This window comes from Streptomyces mesophilus (assembly GCF_040300965.1).
Classification (GTDB): domain Bacteria; phylum Actinomycetota; class Actinomycetes; order Streptomycetales; family Streptomycetaceae; genus Streptomyces; species Streptomyces mesophilus_A.
Genome location: NZ_JBEPEW010000158.1, coordinates 1 through 17,636, shown reverse-complemented (window position 1 = coordinate 17,636; position 17,636 = coordinate 1). Strand labels below are relative to the sequence as shown.

The following is a 17,636-nucleotide window of genomic DNA, read 5'->3' as shown; positions in this document are numbered from 1 at the left end:
CGGAGCGCACCGGCCGTCAGCCCGGCGGCGGCGCCCACGAGCGAGGCGGGCCCCAGGCGCAGGGGCATGCCGAAGTTCATGTCGGTCCCTCACGTGAGCCGGAGTGCGTACGACGTGCTGGTGCGCATGGCCGGTACGAAGTGTCTGTAGCCCTGACGTGCACGGACGAGTGATCCGCCGTGGCAACACGAAACCCCGGGCAACCGCTGTGCTCTCCCGGAGGGTTGGCAGGGTGAAGGCGCCTGATCCGCTGGGGCAGGATCGAGAGAAGTGAAATGGATCGGAGCGGCGAACAGGTCGCCACCCGCTCGATGCCGGCGGGCGTCCGCGATACTGCGGGCGTGGAGTACGTGTCCAGATTGCCGCGACCGCCGCTGGACGGGCTGATCGACGACCTCTACTACCTGGAGGGTGCGTCGCCGTACGCCCGGCTGACGCTGCCGCCGATGCCGGGAGCATTTCTCATCGTCAACCTCGGAGCGCCGTTCCGCATCCGTGCCGGCACCGACTCCCAGGCGGCCGAGTACACCGACGGCTGCGTGGTCACCCCGCCCACCCGCGCTCTGGAGTTCGGCTACCCGCTGTGGACCCGGTCCGTGGGCGTGCACTTCAAGCCGTGGGGCCTTGCGCCGTTCATGCCGATGCCCGCGGCCGAGCTGTGCGACCGGCCGGTGACGGTGGAACAGGTGTGGGGCCGGCCCGCCATGGCTGAGCTACGCGACCGGCTGGCCACGGCCGGCGGGCCGCACACGATGCTGACGCTGCTCGAGGAGGAGCTGATGCGACGGCTGTGCGAGACCGACGGCCTGGAGCTGGTCCGCCATACGAGCAGCGTCATCGCGGCGACGAGCGGGGCGGTGCCGATCGGAGATCTGACGCTCGCAGCCGGTGTCAGCAGCACTCATCTGGCCCAGCGGTTCAAGGAGCTCGTCGGCGTCACACCGAAGCGGCTGGCCCGCACCCACCGCTTCACCGCAACCGTGTTCGCGATCGACCCCGCAGGACCGGTCGACTGGAGCGGACTCGCCGGTCGCGCAGGCTACTTCGACCAGGCCCATTTCAACCACGAATTCCGGGCGTTCACCGGGCTCACGCCGACCAAGTACGTCGAAGTCCGGCGGCGCTTCCTGAGCGAACATCCCGGCCACGTGCTGGACAGCTGGCCGCTGCCTGCCGATTGAATTCGCTTCCGGCCGATTGATTTCTTACAAGAGCGACAGCTCACGGCACGCTAATTTGGGGCCCCCGAAGCAGAGGAGCTCCCCGTGGGCAAAGTGGTCATGTACAGCTCGGTGTCGGTGGACGGCTTCGTCGCGGACGAACATGACCAGCCCGGACCACTGTTCGACTGGTTGTCCAGCGGTGACGTCCCGTTGGACGAGAGCGGCGCGCTGAAGGTGTCGCAGTCGTCCTACGACTACACCCGGCCGTACTGGGACGAGATCGGGGTGACCATCGTCGGCCGCCACGTCTTCGACCTCACGGACGGCTGGGACGGAAAGCCTCCGGGCGGGATCGACCACGTGGTCGTCGTGACGCACCGGCCGGAGCCCGAGAACTGGGACCCCAAGGCGCCGTTCCACTTCGTCGAGGGCGTCGAGGCCGCCATGGCCAAGGCGCAGGAGCTCGCGGGTGACCGCACGGTCGAGGTCGCCGCCGGCGACGTCGGTGGCCAAGTGCTCGCCGCGGGCCTGGTCGACGAAGTGCGCATGGACGTCGTACCCGTCGTGTTCGGCTCCGGCAAGCGCTACTTCGGGTCGGTCGACGCACAGCACCTGTTGGAGGACCCTGACGCGGCGATTCAGGGCAACCGGGTGCTTCACCTGCGCTATCGGGTACGCCGTTGAGCGGGTGGGCGAACCAGGGCCTGCATCGAAAGCACTTTCTGGTAGATCAACTGCTCGACTACGGTACGGGCATGGTGAACTTCGTACTGGTGGCAGGTGCACGGCTTGGGGCCTGGGCGTGGGACGAGGTAGCGCCGCATCTGCGTGCGGCCGGTCATGGCGTTTACCCGTTGACGCTGTCCGGTCTCGCTGAAAAGCGGGGTGTACCCGCAGGGCAAGCGACCCACGTCCAGGACATCGTCTCCGAGGTGGAACACCAGGGTCTGCGTGACGTAGTCCTGGTAGGCCACAGCTACTCGGGCATCCCGGTCGGCCAAGCCGCGGAGCGTATCGGCGACCGGCTGGCCCGCGTGGTATTCGTCGACTCGAGTGTTCCAACGGACGGCGAGTCGTTTGCCTCCGCCTGGCCCGATGGCGGGGCTGCGGTGAAGGCATCGATCGCCGAGAACGGTGGGTTCTGGCCGGTTGTGCCGGCTGCTCACTATGAAGGCGAAGGCCTCACCGATGAGCAGGTTGCAAGACTCGTCCGTGGATCAACGCCTCACCCAGGCGCCACGCTGACCGAGCCCGCCATGCTCGCAGGGTCGCTCGGCAAACTTCCGGCGACGTACATCCTTTGCCTGATCGGCGGGTCCGAGCCCGATGACGCCGAGCCCGACGAAGACGTGGCCGAGCTGCTGAACAGCGAGCACTGGCGGCTGGTCAAGATGGACACCGGCCATTGGCCGATGTTCTCCCAGCCGCGTGAACTGGCGCAGATTCTTATCGATTCCGCCGTGGAGTGACAGCACCCTCTGACGCAACTGACGTACCTGAGCCGCCCGACGCGACGCTGTGTGCGCTTACGGGACAGCCCTCAGTTGATCGATTCCAAGGCGTCAGTGATCGTAGGCGGTCAGCTCATCGGCCAGCAGGTCCATCAGGAGCCCGTTGTGCCAGCTGCCGTCCGGTCCGCGTTCGTAGTTGCGCATGATGCCGACCGGGCGGAAGCCGACCTTGGTGTAGCAGCGGATGGCGGCGGCGTTGTCCGCGGCCGGATCGATCACCAGGCGATGGAAGCGGTGGTCGGTGACGAGGTGCCGAGCCAGGGTGCGGACGGCGTCGGTGCCCAGGCCCCGTCCGTGCGCCGACGGGTCCAGATAGAGGTCGATGTTCGCGTGCCGGTAGTCCGGATCGGTCTCCTCGCCCCACTGGATGCCCCCGACCGTGCGGCCGTCCAGCTCGATGACCAGCAGGTTGACGCCGGGGTCTTCGAGGTCGCCGGCGACCTCCGCGGCAAGGTCCGCGTCGCCGCGCCAGCGCGCGTAGACCTCGGGCTTCGCCCGGATGGCGGCCAGCGCCGGAACGTCGGAGGGGGCAGCGGGCCGGAGGGTCACCTCGGCGCCGTACAGAAGCGTCTCCATGGGCGGGAGGCTAACTGATCGCTTCCTGGGGATCGATCGGTTAGTTGATGATTTCGGCACGGTCATCGGCGCGGATGGCGGCCAGCCGGTCTCGCCACAGCTGAAGAGCTTCGGGTGTCTGCCGCGTCCAATCGGTGATTTCGCCAACGATCCGGAGCGGTTCCGCGCTGCGATATGAGCGGGTGGGATTTCCGGGGAACTTCTTGTCGGTGACATTGGGATCGTTCTCGAACTCCCCGGTGGGTTCGACCACATACACGCGCGGAGCGCCGTCCCCTGCGGCGAGTTCGGCAGCCAGTCCCGCGCCGTCACGCAATGCCGTGAAGTAGATGTGGTTCATGACGACGTCGGGCCGGTAGTTGGAACGGAAACCAGCGGTGAGGTGATCTCCGACCCGCAGGTCGGCCTTTGTTCCGTGGAAGAAAGGCCCCTCGTCCAGCACGGGATTCATCGCCGCAGGCTATCAAGCCGGTCTTCCGCGCGGCAGCGCGCCACAGAGTCCGCGACCCCGTGGCGCGCGCCGTCACGTTTCCGTCCCTTCGTTACGGCAGGGTCCATTTCTGGTTGGCGCCGGTGTGGCAGGTCCACAGGTGAACCGGTGTGCTGTCGTTCCACGTTCCGCCCGACGCGTCCAGACACTTCGCGGACTGCGGGTTGCGGACCGTGCCGTCGGACTGTGCGACCCACTTCTGCGCACCCGAGCCGTTGCACGTCCACAGCTGGATCTTCGTGCCGTCCGCGCTGCCACCACCGGACACGTCAAGGCACTTGCCCAATGCCCGCAGCGTCTGGTCCGCAGCCACGGTCCACTGCTGCGCCGCCGAGGTGTTGCAGGTGTAGATCTGCACCTGCGTCCCGTCCGCACTCGCCCCGCCCCGCACATCCAGGCACTTGCCGTTCACCCCTTTCACCGCACCCGTACGCGGCGTCGGGTCAGTGGTGCCGGCCTGCTTGATGCGGACGTTGCGGAAGGCGACGTCGTCCCCGCTGCCGTGGTTCTGGAGGCCGATATGACCCTGCTTGAGGCTGCGGGCGGGATCCGTGTTGGTGAAGTCGTTGATCTTCCGGCCGTTGAGGAAGATCTCCAGACGCTCACCGGTGACGCGGAGTTCGTAGGTGTTCCACTCCCCCGGCGGGTTCAACGCCGCGTCGCGTGCCGCGAGGTCGGCCGACTTGAAGCCGTACACCGAACCCGTGGTGCGGTCCGCGGTGTCCGTCGCGTCGATCTGGATCTCGTAGCCGTTGTTCACCGCCGACCAGGGATCGTCGGAGGCCGGGAAGCCCACGAAGACACCGGAGTTGTCGTCGCCGGCCATGCGCCAGTCGAGCTTGAGCGAGTAGTCGCCGGTGAATTCCTTCGCGTTGTACCAGAGCATGCCGAGACCGTCGTACGAGGTGAGCGTGGAGTCGGCCAGGGTGAAGCCGCCGGGTCCCGCCTGCTTCCAGCCGGTGGTGGAGGAGCCGTTGAACAGTGAGGTGTAGCCGGTCTCCGGCCGGCAGTCCGCCTCGGTCATCCCGGCCGCCCAGCGGATGCCGCCAAGGAGATGCCGGGTGAACGCCGTCTCGCTGAAGGACCCCTCGGTGTGGCCGCCTCCGGTGTAGAAGGCCCGGCCGCCCTGGTAGTCCTTGCACCAGGCGATCGGATGGTCGCCGAACATGCTGCCGCCCGAGTAGCTGGACTCGTCGAGCGAGGCCAGGACGTGGGCCGAAGTCCGGGGGTTGGAGCGGTAGTTGTACCACTCGTCGGTGCGCTGCCAGGTCGTCGGCAGATGGGCCGTGGCGTCGTGCGCGCGGTCCTCCACTTTTACGGTCGCCGTCTGGATGGCCGGATGCGACTGGAACAGCGCCCCGGCAAGGCCCGCGTAGAAGGGCCAGTCGTACTCGGTGTCGGCGGCCGCGTGGATGCCCACGTAACCGCCGCCTCCCTTGATGTAACCCTCGAATGCGGTCTGCTGCGCGCCGTCGAGGACGTCGCCCGTCGTGGACAGGAACACGACCGCTTTGTACTGGCCGAGGTTGGCCGTGGTGAAGGCCGCGGCGTTCTCCGTGGCGTCGACGGTGAAGTTGTTCGCCGCGCCGAGTGAGCGCAGGGCCGTGAGGCCCTCATCGATCGAGGAGTGCCTGAAGCCCGCCGTCTTGGAGAAGACAAGCACCTTGTACGCCGGGTCGGCGGCGCTGCGCGCCTGTTGCGCGGCGGCCGGAGCCGTCCGTTCGGCGGTCTGCGCCACGGCCTGCGGGCTCAGCAGCAGGGCCGCGCCCGCGAGGAGGCCGAGCAGTGTTCGCGGGCCTGAGCGTGTGAATCGTCCTGTACGCATGGTGTGTTGCACCTCCGTCCCTTCGTTACGGCAGGGTCCATTTCTGGTTGGCGCCGGTGTGGCAGGTCCACAGGTGGACCACTGTGCTGTCGTTCCACGTGCTGCCCGACGCATCGAGGCACTTCGCCGACTGCGGGTTGCGGACCGTGCCGTCGGACTGTGCGACCCACTTCTGCGCACCCGAGCCATTGCACGTCCACAGCTGGATCTTCGTGCCGTCCGCGCTGCCGCCACCGGACACGTCAAGGCACTTGCCCAATGCCCGCAGCGTCTGGTCCGCAGCCACGGTCCACTGCTGCGCCGCCGAAGTGTTGCAGGTGTAGATCTGCACCTGCGTCCCGTCCGCACTCGCACCGCCCCGCACATCCAGGCACTTGCTGTTGACCCCCTTGACGGGTCCCGTGCGCGCGGTGGGTGTGCCGGTGGTGAAGGAGAACTCGTCCACGTCGAACAGGGAGCCGGTGGCGCCCTTGAAGACGAGGTACAGACTCGTCGACGCGGCCGGCTGGTTGCTCAGAGTGGCCGTGACGTCCTGGAAGGTCTCCCAGCCGCCGGTCACCGGCACGGTCGCCGTGCCGAGCAGCGTGCCCGTGGCCGACCCCGCCCGGACCTCGATGGTGCCGCCGGCACCGCCCGAGGACACTCGCGCCGTGAACTTGGTGGCATTGGCCAGCGCGTACGGCGTGAAGGCGATCCAGTCGCCGTTCTCGATGTAGCCGACGGTCTTGCCGCCGTGCGCCGGGGTGTGGCTGACGACCTGGACGCCCGAGGACGAGGAGTAGTGCTCGCCCTGGCGGTGGCTGGGCTGGACGACCTGCTGGTCGTGGGTGGTCAGCGCGGGCTGGCCGTTCGCGCCCTTGTCGGTGTACTCGGCGTCGATGACCCCGAATATGTTGGCGTTCGGGTCGTGTTCGCCGTCGGCCAGGGTCTGCAGGGTGCCCGTGCAGCCGGTGGCAGAGGTCTGCGGGTGGCCGTGGCTGTCGTGGCCGACGATGAAGTTGACCTTGACCTTCGAGCAGTCGATCGTGCCGTCCTCGGGATCGGTCACCGTCACCTTGAACGGGATCGCCGCGCCGAAGTCGTAGATCGCCCCGTCCAGAGGCAGGTCGACCCGGACCGTGGGCGCCGTGTTGCCGACCGTGATCTGCACCGACGCGGTCGCCGACTTTCCGGTCGTGTCCGTCGCCTTGAGCGTGGCCGTGTACTGGCCGTTGGCGGTGTAGGTGTGCGACGGGTTGGCGGCCGTGGAGGTCGCGCCGTCGCCGAAGGTCCACGCGTACGTCAGCGCGTCACCGTCGGCGTCGGACGTGCCCGCCGAGGAGAACGCCACCGCGAGCGGGGCCTTGCCCGAGGTCACGTTCGCCTTGGCCTGTGCGACCGGAGCGTGGCCGCCGGTGATGTGCTCGATGCGGTACAGGGCCGAGTTGGCGTCGCCGTTGAAGTAGCCGGTGCCGTAGTCGAGGACGTACAGCGCGCCGTCCGGGCCGAAGGCCATGTCCATCACCTGGGTACCGGTCCAGGGGAAGGCGTTGATGGACTGTACGGTTCCGTCGCCCGCGTGCTCGATCCGCTTGATCCAGCGGCGGCCGAACTCACCGGCGAAGAAGTCCCCGTCGTAGGTCTCGGGGAACTTCACGTCCGAGGTGGAGGCGGCGTCGTAGCGGTAGACGGGCCCGCCCATCGGCGACTCGGATCCGGAACCGAACTCGGGTACCGAGCCGCCGTCGTACGGAATCCACGCGGCCTGGGCCGGCGGCAGGTCGGTCAGGCCGGTGTTGCGCGGGGAGGTGTTCTTCGGCGCGGCGCAGTCGAACTTCGCGCCGGAGGCGTTGGTGGCGAAGTTGTAGTCCACGTAGGCGTCGTTCTTGCCGGTGCAGTACGGCCAGCCGAAGTTGCCGGCCTTGGTGACGCGGGCGAACTCCACCTGGCCCGCGGGGCCGCGGGTCGCTGAAGCGGTTCCGGCGTCGGGTCCGTAGTCGCCCACGTAGACGATGCCGGTGGTCTTGTCGACGCTCATACGGAACGGGTTGCGAAAGCCCATCGCATAGATCTCGGACCGGGTCTTCGCGGTACCCGGTGCGAACAGGTTGCCGGCCGGAGCGGAGTACGTGCCGTCCGCGTTGACCTTGATGCGCAGGATCTTGCCGCGCAGATCGTTGGTGTTGCCGGCGCTGCGCTGGGCGTCGTATGCGGGGTTGCGGTTGGTGCGCTCGTCGATGGGCGTGTAGCCGTCGGAGGCGAACGGGTTGGTGTCGTCGCCTGTGGACAGGTAGAGGTTGCCGGCCTTGTCGAAGTCGATGTCGCCGCCGACGTGGCAGCAGATGCCGCGCGAGGCGGGCACGTCGAGGATCTTCTTCTCGCTGGCCAGGTCGAGCGTGCCGTCCTGCTTGAGGACGAAGCGCGACAGCCGGTTCACACCGTCGAACGGGGCGAAGTCCGCCGCCGCCCCCTCGGCCGGGGCGTCGCCCGCCGGAGTGGTCAACTTCGGCGCGTAGTACAGGAAGACGAACCGGTTCGAGGCGAAGGCGGGGTCGATGCCGACGCCTTGCAGTCCCTCTTCGTCGTGGCTGTACACATCGAGCTTGCCGGCCACCTTGGTGGTTCCCGCGGCGTCCGTAAGGCGCAGTGTGCCGTCGCGTGAGGTGTGCAGTACCGAGCGGTCCGGCAGTACGGCCATGGTCATGGGTTCGCCGGTTTCGGCGACACCTTTGGCCAGCGTGACCTGCTGGAACTCCTCGGCCGCCGCGGACGGCTCATCCTCTGCGGCTGCCGCGACCGGGCTCAGGGCACCGGCGGCGAGCAGCGCCGAGACGAGCAGTGCCGGCAGGCGGCGGAGTCTTCGATGTCTTGGTGCTCTCGTGGATCCAGGCATGCGTGTGCGCACGGGTGCCTCCCGTTGGGGGGTCAAGGCCTGAACAGGACGGGCAAGGGAGAGCTCGGCGCGCGCCGTCGCGCCTTGGTCGGCCGGCCCACCCAAGAGTTGACCGGTCCATTTCAGGAAGTTAGCGGCGTTGGTCCGATCCCGGAAGCCCTTCGGCGCGCACGCTCGCTACTTTCCCCACGGGCAGGACAAAGGGAGGGGTCAGGTCTGCGCGCGGGCCGGCGGGCCTTTGGCTCTCTTCGTGGCAGCTTCGGTGTCACCGTTCGCCGTGCCGCGAGCCCGTACCTGCGCGACGCTGGAAAGTGCCGGAGCGGCCGTACGCGGTCGCAGTCCCGCAGGCCGGAGGTGCCGATGGAGCCCGTGGAGGCACTGGAGCGGATCGCCTTTCTGCTGGAACGGGGCCGCGCACCCACCTACCGGGTGCGTGCCTTCCGTACAGCGGCCGCTGTCGTACAGGGCCTTGCCGAGGGCGAGGTCGCGAGCCGCGCCGCCGACGGGTCCCTCGAGTCGCTCAAGGGCATCGGGCCCAAGACCGCCGGTGTCATCCGTGAGGCCCTGGCCGGCGACGTACCCGCTTATCTGGAGCGGCTGGAGGCGGAGGCGCGCGAACCGATCACCGGGGGTGGCGCCGAACTGCGGGCGCTGCTGCGTGGCGACTGTCACCTGCACTCGGACTGGTCCGACGGCGGCAGCCCCATCGAGGAAATGGGCCGGGCCGCACGGGACATCGGGCACGAATGGGCGGTGCTCACCGACCACTCGCCGCGGCTGACCATCGCCCGGGGCCTCTCCCCCCAACGGCTGCGGGAGCAACTGGATGTCGTCGCCCGGCTCAACGAGAGCTGGGCGCCTTTCCGGCTGCTCACCGGCATCGAGTGCGACATCCTGGACGACGGCTCCCTGGACCAGGAGCCCGAACTGCTCGACCGGCTCGACGTGGTGGTCGTCTCCGTCCACTCCAAGCTGCGCATGGACGCGGTTTCGATGACCCGCCGCATGATCCGCGCGGTCAGCGACCCCCGCGCCGACATCCTCGGGCACTGCACCGGCCGGCTCGTCACCGGCCGCGGCCGCCCCGAGTCCGAGTTCGACGCGGACAAGGTGTTCGCCGCGTGCGCGGAAGCGGGCACGGCTGTGGAGATCAACAGCCGTCCCGAACGGCTGGACCCGCCACGGCGCCTGCTGCGCAAAGCGGTCGAGGCAGGGGTGCTGTTCTCCGTCGACACCGACGCCCACGCGCCCGGTCAGCTGGACTGGCAGATCATCGGCTGCGCACGGGCCGAGGAGTGCGGCGTTCCCTTCGAGCGCGTGGTGACCACCTGGACGGCCGACGAGCTGCTGGCGTGGACACGCAAGAGCCGGGCCCGGTCGGCCAGTTGACGGTGGCGGGCGGATGGTCCAGGGCGTGCTGCGGTCAGGCTCGGCCGTCCAGTGCCGTCAGCACCCGGTCCGGTGTGAGGGGCAGTTCCCGCAGCCGCACGCCCGTCGCGTGATACACCGCGTTGCCGATGGCGGCAGCCGTCCCGACGATGCCGATCTCGCCGATCCCCTTGCTCCCCATGGGATTGAGGTGAGGGTCCTCCTCGTCGATCCAGTGCGCCTCGACCAACGGTACGTCGGCATGCGCGGGCACGTGGTAGCCGGCGAGGTCGGACTCGGTGAAATCGCCGAAGGCCGGGTCCATCGTGCTGCCTTCCGTCAACGCCATCCCCAGTCCCATGACCATCCCTCCGACGAACTGCGAGCGTGCCGTGCGGGCGTTGAGGATGCGCCCGGCGGCGTAGACCCCGAGGAGGCGGCGCACCCGGACTTCACCGGTCACCGTGTCGACGCCGACCTCGGCGAAGTGGGCGCCGAACGCGTGCCGCGCGAAGTCACTGTCGGCGTCGGCGGCACCCGCCGTGTCGGCCCTGGCGCTGATCCCCTCCGGGGGCAACTCCTTGCCCCCGGACCTCGTGAGCCGCTCGGCCAGCCGCGCACAGGCCTCATGCACGGCCCAGCCCCAGGACGCCGTTCCCGAGGATCCGCCGGCCAGCGGCGCGGCCGGCAGGTCACTGCTCCCGATCTCGGTGCGCACCCGTTCCACCGGCACGCCCAGCGCGTCGGCGGCGACCTGCGCGAGCACGGTACGCGCGCCCGTACCGATATCCGTGGCGTTGACCCGCACCACGTAACTGCCGTCCGGGAAAGCGTGGGCGACGGCCTGGGACGGCGAGGCGTTCACCGGGTAAGTGGCCGCGGCCACTCCGCTCCCCAGCAGGACGGTCTCCTGCGAACGGGACCGGGGGCGCGGGTCGCGCCCGGCCCAGCCGAAGCGGCGGGCGCCCTCCCTCAGACACTCGGCGAGATGACGGCTGCTGAACCGTTTCGAGCTGTCGGGCTCGGTGTCGGTGTCGTTGCGCAGCCGCAGTTCAACCGGGTCGACGCCGAGTTCGACGGCCAGTTCGTCCATCGCCGACTCCAGCGCGTACATGCCGGGCGCCTCCCCCGGCGCCCGCATCCAGGACGGGCTCGGCACATCGAGGGGCACCACGCGGTGGGTGGTGCGCGCATGCGGGGACGGATACATGACGCGGGTGGCGGCCGCTCCCGTCTCCACGAACTCCTTGACGCGGGAGGTGTGACCGGTCACCTCATGGATCACCGAGAGCAGCGTCGCGTCGTCCTGTGCCGCGAGCCGCAGCCGGTGCACGGTCGGCGAACGGTGGCCGACCACGGCGGGCAACTGCCGCCGGGGCAGGGAGAGTTTCACGGGCCTGCCGGTGACGTGGGCGGCCATGGCGGCGAGCACCACATGCGGCCGCGGTGTGCCCTTGGAACCGAAGCCGCCACCGACATGCTCGGAGACCACCGTGATCCGCTCCGCAGGCAGTTCGAACAGGCCGGCCAGCACATCGCGGACGGTGGTCGCCCCCTGGCTGGAGTCGTGCACGGTCAGATGCCCGTCGTGCCATTGCGCGGTGGCCGCGTGCGGCTCCATCGGGTGGTTGTGCAGGGGCGGCACGTGGTATTCGACATCGACGCGTACCGGCGCGGACTCGAATGCCGCCTCCGCGTCACCGCGCACATGCTCCCCCGACGTGCCGTCCTTGTCCTCGGGCACGTACGCGTCGGGATGGTCGGTGCGCAGAGTGACGTCATGGTCCGCTTCGGCGTAGTCGATCCGGACAGCCGCGGCGCCCTCGCGTGCCGCCTCGAGCGTGTCGGCGACGACGAGCGCGACGTACCAGCCTCGGTGCGGGACGCGGTCGTCCTGCAGTACCGCGAGGGTCGCGTCGTCCGGTTGGGCAAGGCGCGGGGCGTTGAGGTGGCTGAGGACCTTGATGACGCCGGGCACCGCGAGCGCCGCCTTGTCGTCGACGGCCGTGACCTCGCCGCGGGCCACTCCGGCAGGCACGGGCCAGGCATAGGCGCAGCCGTCGGGCAGATACTCGGCGGCGTAGCGCGCGGTCCCGGTCACCTTGTCCGGCCCCTCTCGGCGCTCGGCAGGCGCCCCGAGAGCACTGACGGTGTCCGGCATGAGGTTCTCCCTGGAAACGGATCGGACGGTTCAGTTCGTCGTGGCGGGGGCTGCCCAGCACGTCGTGGCGAGGGCCGCTCCGCACGTCGCGGCGGGCGCCGCTCAGTACGTCGAGGCAGGCGCCGCGGCCAGGCGGCGCAGCACGTCGCAGGCGATGTTGCGGGCGAGCGGCACCTTGAACGCGTTGTCGCGCAGCGGCTCGGCCTCGGACAGGTCGCTGTCGACGGCCCGTAGGAACGCCTCGTCGGTCGGCGCCTGGCCCAGGAGCGCCTCTTCGGCGCGCAGGGCGCGCCAGGGCCGGTGCGCCAGACCGCCGAAGGCGATCCGCACCGTGCGTACGGCGGAGTCCTCGATGCCGAGCACCACGGCGACGGATGCCAGCGCGAAGGCGTACGACGCGCGGTCGCGCACCTTGCGGTAGGCGCAGGGCAGGCCGGCGGTCGAGGGCGGCAGCAGCACGCCGGTGATGAGTTCGCCGTGGTCGAGCTCGGTGTCCCGGTCCGGGCGGTCGCCCGGCAGCCGGTGGAACTCGGCCGCGGGCAGCGTCCGCGGACCTTGCGGCCCGCGCAGCTCGACCTGGGCGTCCAGCGCGGCGAGCGCGACCGCCATGTCGGAAGGGTGGGTGGCCACGCACTGCGCCGAGTGGCCGAGGACGGCGAGGTCGCGGCTCACGCCCTCGCGCGCGCCGCAGCCGCTGCCGGGCTCGCGCTTGTTGCAGGGCTTGTCGAGGTCCTGGAAGTAGGGACAGCGCGTGCGCTGGAGCAGGTTCCCGCCCGTGGTGGCGGCGTTGCGCAGCTGGCCGGAGGCCCCGGAAAGCAGGGCTTGGGACAGTACGGGGTAACGGTCGCGGACCAGCGGGTGGGCGGCGAGGTCGCTGTTGCGCACGGTGGCGCCGAGGCGCACCGACCCGTCGGCAAGCTCCTCGACACCGTCCAGGTCGAGACGGCTCACGTCGATCAGGGTCTCGGGCCGTTCGACGCCCAGTTTCATCAGGTCGACGAGGTTGGTCCCGCCTCCCAGATAGCGGGAAGTGGCCCGGCCTGCGTGGGCGGCGGTCGCCTCCTCGACGCTGTGGGCGCGTACGTACCGGAAGGGCTTCATCGCGCATCGACCTCGTCGTACGCACCCTGCGTGCCACGGCCGCCCTGGTCATGGTCGGCGAGCTCCTCGCGAGTGACGTCCTCCACCGCTTCGACGATGTGCGGGTACGCGCCGCAGCGGCACAGGTTCCCGCTGAGCCGCTCCCGGATCTCGTCCTTGGTCAGCCGTACGGGGGCGTCGGTGGCGGCATCCGGACCCGTCACGTGCGAGGGGTGGCCCGCCTCGGCCTCGGCCAGAACGCCGGCGGCGGAGCACAGCTGTCCCGGGGTGCAGTAACCGCACTGGAAGGCGTCCCGCTCGATGAAGGCCCGCTGAAGAGGGTGCAAGCGCTCACCGTCGGCGTCCCGCAGCCCTTCGACGGTGGTGATCTCGCATCCCTCGAGGGAGACGGCCAGCACCAGGCAGCTGTTGACGCGGCGACCGTCGACGAGGACGGTGCAGGCTCCGCACTGGCCGTGATCGCAGCCCTTCTTTGCACCCGTCAGGTCCAGTTGCTCCCGCAGCACGTCCAGCAAGGTCGAGCGGTGATCGACGACAGGACTGTGCCCCGCGCCGTTCACCGTCATGGGCACTTCCGAATGGAACACATCGGTTCCCATGGCGCGCTGCTCCCTCATCCCTGACGTGGTCTTTGCGGTCCTCCTGTAACCAGCCTGAGCCAGCACACACATTCCGGCATGCCGGAATGAAGCCAGAAGCATGGGCGCAGCAGTGCTCGCGCCGCTGGTCGCCGGTCGTCCCAACGGGAAGCCGCGCCGACAACCGAGAGGGCCCCAAGGTTGTACGGCTCACTCATTCGGAACGCTTTCAACATTTTGTTGATGCCCACTTGTGATGATCTTGCACCGGGCAATGTCCGCTTCCTGCCGATGTCGTGATGATCTAATGCACGAGCCGTCCAGACGGGGAAGGGTTGGCGACTCCAACACCCCCGCTGCTTACGGCCGTTGCGTAGGCAAATCGCCCCGCAGCACATCAACTCCGCATGGATGAACGTCCGCTGGGCGTGAGGCTTCCTGATGCAGTCAGGGGCACCCTCGCGCGCGGACCGTCGTCCACGCGGCACACGAGGGGGAACGGCAATGTCTGCCATGACCAAGAAGAACTCCGTCCGCGCCGCAGCCGCCGTGGTGGCTCTCGCAGCCTTCGGCATGAGTGCGCCGCAGGCCTCGGCCGGGGAAGCTCCCGCGAAGACGGAGCTGAAGATCTCCGCGAAGGCGGATGACACGACGCGGGCCATCGCCGAGGAGGAGACCGCGGCGGTCCTGGCGACGGGCAACCTCTGCGGCAGCAGCTACCAGCTCTACTACGCCGAGCGCCTGCCCGACGCGACGCGTCTGGGCACCCTGTTCGTCTACAACCAGACCTCGGGTGACGGCGTCTGCGCCATCTTCGACAACAACACCGGCTCCGCCAAGTACATGAAGGTAAAGGTCTGCGACTACAAGACGACCCCCACCTGCGTGACGGACGAGGGAACCTTCAGCCAGTACGCCGGCCCCGTCCGCATGAACGTGACCACGTACTGCGCCACGGCCATTGCCGTCATGAAGACCTCGAAGTCCGCCACCACGGCACTCATCGACCGCAAGACGAACGCACGCCCCTGCAACTAGCAGCGGCGCCCGCGGTCAGCCATGTCCGATCGGGCGCCGCCCACCGCTGTCCGCATTCACGCGATCCCAACTCGGAGTCCTCATGAAGAAAGCACTGGCCCGCACCGCGACCGTCTCGGCGGCCATCGTCGGGATGAGCCTGGTACCCCTGGCCGGCACCTCCTACGCCGCGAGCTGCAGCGGCGCGGGCTGCGACAACCAGGGCCCGCGGGCCACGGGCTGCGAGACGGCGAGCGTCTCCACCCAGAGAACCATCGACAACAACAGCCGCAGGGCCGAGCTGCGTTGGTCGGCGGGGTGCAGCGCGGCCTGGGTCCGGGTCACGAACAATTCCTCGAACTCGCTCTACAACTCGTACGGCTACATCGAGAAGTACGACTCGGCCGGCAAGCTGATCCGCTCGCTCAGCATCCGGGTGCCGGACAACAAGGGTGGCACGGACTGGTCGAACATGCTGGGCGGCGCCAGCTACTACTACCGCGTCTGCATCGCCTTCGTCGGCAACGAGTACCCGATGAAGTGCAGCACGAAGTTCTGAGCCATCGACCGAGCATGACGCGGCAGTAGCCGACGCAAGAAGCCAGACCGGCCCCGCCTGCGCCGTCCCATCTCACGGGGGATTCGGGCAGGGGCCGGGCGGCGCACCGCAAGCCGTCGATTCCACGCGGTGGTGCTGCTTCACGTAGACAAGGAAAGTTTGTGCACATCCCCAAGCGAACGACGAGTGTCACCGTGGCTGTCATGCTCGCGACAATCACTCTTGGTGCGTGCTCGTCGTCCGGATCGTCCTCCCACGCAGCGAAGGGCCAGGCACCTGTCGACCGCAGCAACTGGCCTGCGCAGACGCCTGCTTCCGGGCTGGCCAAGGGCTTGGCGCTGCCGCTCGAGGCCTACATGACGGCGTATGCCGATCAGGTCACGGTCGACACGGCCCTGCGCACGCTGCAGACGCGCTGCATGTCCGAGTACGGATTCACCGTCGACCTGCCACGCCCTGGTGTGAACCCGCCGGCCAGCAGCAACTCCATCAATATCGAGCGCCGTTACGGCATCACCGACCGCGCCCAGGCGAAGAGGTACGGCTACCTGCTGCCGCCCGAACTGCGCAAGCACACCGATCAGGAGCTGCCCGACCTGCCCGATGTCCAGGTCGAGGTCCTCACCGGTCACACCAAGCCGGAGCCGGTCGCCGCGCCCACGGGCGGTGACGGTTCCTACTTCGGCGCGTCCGAGAAGACCGAGCCCGCTCGTGCGGAGCACAACGGCAAGAAGCTGCACAAGGGCGGCTGTATCGGCTGGTCGCAACAGCAGCTCAAGCTCGACGAGTTGGATGCGGGCTTCGTCTCCCAGCTCGCCTCGAGGAGCCTTTCCGATTCCCGGCCCGCCAAGCCGGTGGACAAGGCGATCACGGACTGGTCGGCCTGCATGAAGGCCAAGGGCCACAAGGCCGCCGACCCGTTCCGTGCCATGGAGCAGGGCCTCGCCGACGGCGACGGCGACCACGCCACGAAGAACGCGATCGCACTCGCGTCGGACGACCTCGACTGCAAGAAGCAGACCCGTCTGATCAAGGTCTGGTTCCAGGAGGAGTCGGCCGTCCAGAAGCGCCTGATCAAGGAGAACAAGGACCGACTCGCCGCCGTCAAGGCGCGCATGAGCGAGATCCTCGCAGCCGCCAAGGCTGTCAAGTAACCAGAGAAGGAAGAACGTTGAGACACAGACGTATCCGTCTGCGCGTGCCGGTCACCCTCGCGGTGGCCACCGCGCTGGCGATACCCCTGGGCCTGCCCGCGCAGGCCGAGGAATCAAAGCCGCCGCAGGGCGCGGCTCAGGGCTGGAGCGAATCCACCCAGCAGCAGAGCAAGGTCTCCCTGAAGCCCTCCGCCATCCCCGCGAAGGATCGTGCCGGCCTGCTCGGCAAGGACTACGCGGACTCCGCCGACACCGCGGTCACCGCGACCGGCGACGGCACCGGCTTCCACCTCCTCGCGGGCAAGGAGAAGGACGGCTACCAACTGCGCACGATGGCCAGCCTGTTCGAGGACGGGTTCGCCTCGGACACCTGGATCGGCAACCACTGCGTCACCGGGTCAGGCAAGTTCGCGGCCGTCTCCTACGCCCCGCGCATGTTCACCAACAAGCCCGAGCTGATGGTGCGCGGCGCCTTCACCGCGGTGGTCGACCTGACCTCGGGCAAGGTCACCAAACTGCCGTTCCAGTCCTCGCTCGCGTACTTCTCGCCCGGCTGCGGCCAAGGCGACCAGGCGGTGTTCACCCAGCTCACGCACGACGGTGACAAGAAGCAGCAGACGCGCCTGATCGCCGTCGACGCGGCGACCGGCAAGAAGTCCGAGCCTGTCACGCTCGGCGGGCAGATCACTTCGGCCATCCCCACGGCCGAGGGCATCGTCGCCGCGCACGGGAACAAGCTGGTACGGATCAACGGCAAGACCGAGAAGACCCTGGCCTCCACGACAACGGTGCCGTTCCAGATCACCGCCGACGCCGACGGCGGCATCACCTTCATCGACCGCGAGCTCGACAAGTCCACGTCCAAGACGCCGGCCGGCTGGGCCAAGCACCTGGACCGCGCCAAGGTCGCGCAGGGCAGGAAGACCACGCCCGTCACCGTCGCCTCCGGCAAGCTGCACGCCTGGGACCTGACCCGCTCGGCACGCGGCGAGGTGTTCATCACCGGTGAGGCCACGTCGAAGACGCTCCCCCGGCGGGTGCACAACCCCGGCAGGCTCCCCAAGGGCGCGGCGATCTCCAGCCACGCCCGGGCAGCCCTGACCACCACGTGGTCCGACGGCAAGACCACCCTGGTCAACCCGGAGGACGCCGCTGCCCCGCGTCCCGCGCGTACCGCGCTGCGCCTGCTGGAGTCCGGCAAGTCCGTGACCCTTGACCTGCGTCCCGGCGCCGACCGCACGGGCAACGCGGCCGCCGGGCG

Annotated in this window: 14 protein-coding genes and 1 pseudogene; 8 read left to right on the top strand and 7 right to left on the bottom strand. The window is 69.0% G+C overall.

Annotation, left to right across the window (positions count from 1 at the left end; all coding sequences use genetic code 11):
- Positions 1-275 precede the first annotated feature (275 nt).
- From ABT367_RS34990 to ABT367_RS34980, 3 genes are all read left to right on the top strand, one after another.
- Positions 276-1,181: a helix-turn-helix domain-containing protein gene (locus tag ABT367_RS34990; RefSeq protein ID WP_352257320.1), complete on the top strand. Its 906-nt coding sequence runs from the start codon at positions 276-278 to the stop codon at positions 1,179-1,181.
- Positions 1,182-1,265: 84 nt separating this feature from the next.
- Positions 1,266-1,847 (top strand): dihydrofolate reductase family protein, encoded by a 582-nt coding sequence (locus tag ABT367_RS34985; RefSeq protein ID WP_352257319.1) that lies wholly within the window; start codon positions 1,266-1,268, stop codon positions 1,845-1,847.
- Between the two features lie 71 nt (positions 1,848-1,918).
- A complete protein-coding gene (locus ABT367_RS34980) occupies positions 1,919-2,632 on the top strand; it encodes an alpha/beta fold hydrolase (RefSeq protein WP_352257318.1) in 714 nt (237 codons plus the stop codon).
- A 93-nt stretch (positions 2,633-2,725) separates the two neighbouring features.
- Here ABT367_RS34980 and ABT367_RS34975 read toward each other — a convergent pair whose 3' ends face one another.
- The 4 genes from ABT367_RS34975 to ABT367_RS34960 form a co-directional block, all read right to left on the bottom strand.
- Complete coding sequence (locus ABT367_RS34975) at positions 2,726-3,250, bottom strand: GNAT family N-acetyltransferase (RefSeq protein WP_352257317.1); 525 nt, start codon at positions 3,248-3,250, stop codon at positions 2,726-2,728.
- 40 nt (positions 3,251-3,290) lie between these two features.
- Complete coding sequence (arr, locus tag ABT367_RS34970; protein WP_352257316.1) at positions 3,291-3,701, bottom strand: NAD(+)--rifampin ADP-ribosyltransferase; 411 nt, start codon at positions 3,699-3,701, stop codon at positions 3,291-3,293.
- 91 nt (positions 3,702-3,792) lie between these two features.
- A complete protein-coding gene (locus ABT367_RS34965) occupies positions 3,793-5,565 on the bottom strand; it encodes a ThuA domain-containing protein (protein WP_352257315.1) in 1,773 nt (590 codons plus the stop codon).
- Positions 5,566-5,590: 25 nt separating this feature from the next.
- The gene (locus ABT367_RS34960; RefSeq protein WP_352257321.1) at positions 5,591-8,437 is read right to left on the bottom strand and encodes a PQQ-dependent sugar dehydrogenase; all 2,847 of its coding nucleotides are present in this window, start codon (positions 8,435-8,437) and stop codon (positions 5,591-5,593) included.
- A 360-nt stretch (positions 8,438-8,797) separates the two neighbouring features.
- On the opposite strand from ABT367_RS34960, the gene ABT367_RS34955 reads away from it, so the two are divergent.
- On the top strand, positions 8,798-9,826 hold the full coding sequence (locus tag ABT367_RS34955; protein WP_352257314.1) for a PHP domain-containing protein: 1,029 nt from the start codon (positions 8,798-8,800) through the stop codon (positions 9,824-9,826).
- Positions 9,827-9,860: 34 nt separating this feature from the next.
- On the opposite strand, the gene ABT367_RS34950 is transcribed toward ABT367_RS34955, so the two are convergent.
- The 3 genes from ABT367_RS34950 to ABT367_RS34940 form a co-directional block, all read right to left on the bottom strand.
- Positions 9,861-11,966, bottom strand: a complete 2,106-nt coding sequence (locus ABT367_RS34950; RefSeq protein WP_352257313.1) for a xanthine dehydrogenase family protein molybdopterin-binding subunit — start codon at positions 11,964-11,966, stop codon at positions 9,861-9,863.
- Positions 11,967-12,068: 102 nt separating this feature from the next.
- On the bottom strand, positions 12,069-13,067 hold the full coding sequence (locus ABT367_RS34945; RefSeq protein ID WP_352257312.1) for an FAD binding domain-containing protein: 999 nt from the start codon (positions 13,065-13,067) through the stop codon (positions 12,069-12,071).
- Positions 13,064-13,666, bottom strand: a complete 603-nt coding sequence (locus ABT367_RS34940) for a 2Fe-2S iron-sulfur cluster-binding protein (protein ID WP_352257311.1) — start codon at positions 13,664-13,666, stop codon at positions 13,064-13,066. Before ABT367_RS34940 ends, ABT367_RS34945 begins: the two co-directional genes overlap by 4 nt.
- Positions 13,667-14,149: 483 nt before the next feature.
- Between ABT367_RS34940 and ABT367_RS34935 the strand changes: the two genes are divergently transcribed.
- The 4 genes and pseudogenes from ABT367_RS34935 to ABT367_RS34920 form a co-directional block, all read left to right on the top strand.
- The gene (locus tag ABT367_RS34935; RefSeq protein ID WP_352257310.1) at positions 14,150-14,683 is read left to right on the top strand and encodes a hypothetical protein; all 534 of its coding nucleotides are present in this window, start codon (positions 14,150-14,152) and stop codon (positions 14,681-14,683) included.
- A gap of 82 nt (positions 14,684-14,765) precedes the next feature.
- On the top strand, positions 14,766-15,221 hold the full coding sequence (locus ABT367_RS34930; protein WP_352257309.1) for a DUF2690 domain-containing protein: 456 nt from the start codon (positions 14,766-14,768) through the stop codon (positions 15,219-15,221).
- 203 nt (positions 15,222-15,424) lie between these two features.
- The gene (locus ABT367_RS34925) at positions 15,425-16,375 is read left to right on the top strand and encodes a hypothetical protein (protein WP_352257308.1); all 951 of its coding nucleotides are present in this window, start codon (positions 15,425-15,427) and stop codon (positions 16,373-16,375) included.
- A gap of 17 nt (positions 16,376-16,392) precedes the next feature.
- Positions 16,393-17,636: pseudogene (locus ABT367_RS34920) on the top strand (hypothetical protein); the annotation flags it as partial.

Coding starts and splice junctions, on each gene's coding strand:
- ABT367_RS34990 (WP_352257320.1), top strand. CDS start 276: ATGGATCGGAGCGGCGAACAGGTCGCCACCCGCTCGATGCCGGCGGGC.
- ABT367_RS34925 (WP_352257308.1), top strand. CDS start 15,425: ATGCTCGCGACAATCACTCTTGGTGCGTGCTCGTCGTCCGGATCGTCC.
- ABT367_RS34960 (WP_352257321.1), bottom strand. CDS start 8,437: ATGCCTGGATCCACGAGAGCACCAAGACATCGAAGACTCCGCCGCCTG.
- ABT367_RS34930 (WP_352257309.1), top strand. CDS start 14,766: ATGAAGAAAGCACTGGCCCGCACCGCGACCGTCTCGGCGGCCATCGTC.
- ABT367_RS34975 (WP_352257317.1), bottom strand. CDS start 3,250: ATGGAGACGCTTCTGTACGGCGCCGAGGTGACCCTCCGGCCCGCTGCC.
- ABT367_RS34955 (WP_352257314.1), top strand. CDS start 8,798: ATGGAGCCCGTGGAGGCACTGGAGCGGATCGCCTTTCTGCTGGAACGG.
- ABT367_RS34965 (WP_352257315.1), bottom strand. CDS start 5,565: ATGCGTACAGGACGATTCACACGCTCAGGCCCGCGAACACTGCTCGGC.
- arr (WP_352257316.1), bottom strand. CDS start 3,701: ATGAATCCCGTGCTGGACGAGGGGCCTTTCTTCCACGGAACAAAGGCC.
- ABT367_RS34950 (WP_352257313.1), bottom strand. CDS start 11,966: ATGCCGGACACCGTCAGTGCTCTCGGGGCGCCTGCCGAGCGCCGAGAG.
- ABT367_RS34945 (WP_352257312.1), bottom strand. CDS start 13,067: ATGAAGCCCTTCCGGTACGTACGCGCCCACAGCGTCGAGGAGGCGACC.
- ABT367_RS34980 (WP_352257318.1), top strand. CDS start 1,919: ATGGTGAACTTCGTACTGGTGGCAGGTGCACGGCTTGGGGCCTGGGCG.
- ABT367_RS34935 (WP_352257310.1), top strand. CDS start 14,150: ATGTCTGCCATGACCAAGAAGAACTCCGTCCGCGCCGCAGCCGCCGTG.
- ABT367_RS34940 (WP_352257311.1), bottom strand. CDS start 13,666: ATGGGAACCGATGTGTTCCATTCGGAAGTGCCCATGACGGTGAACGGC.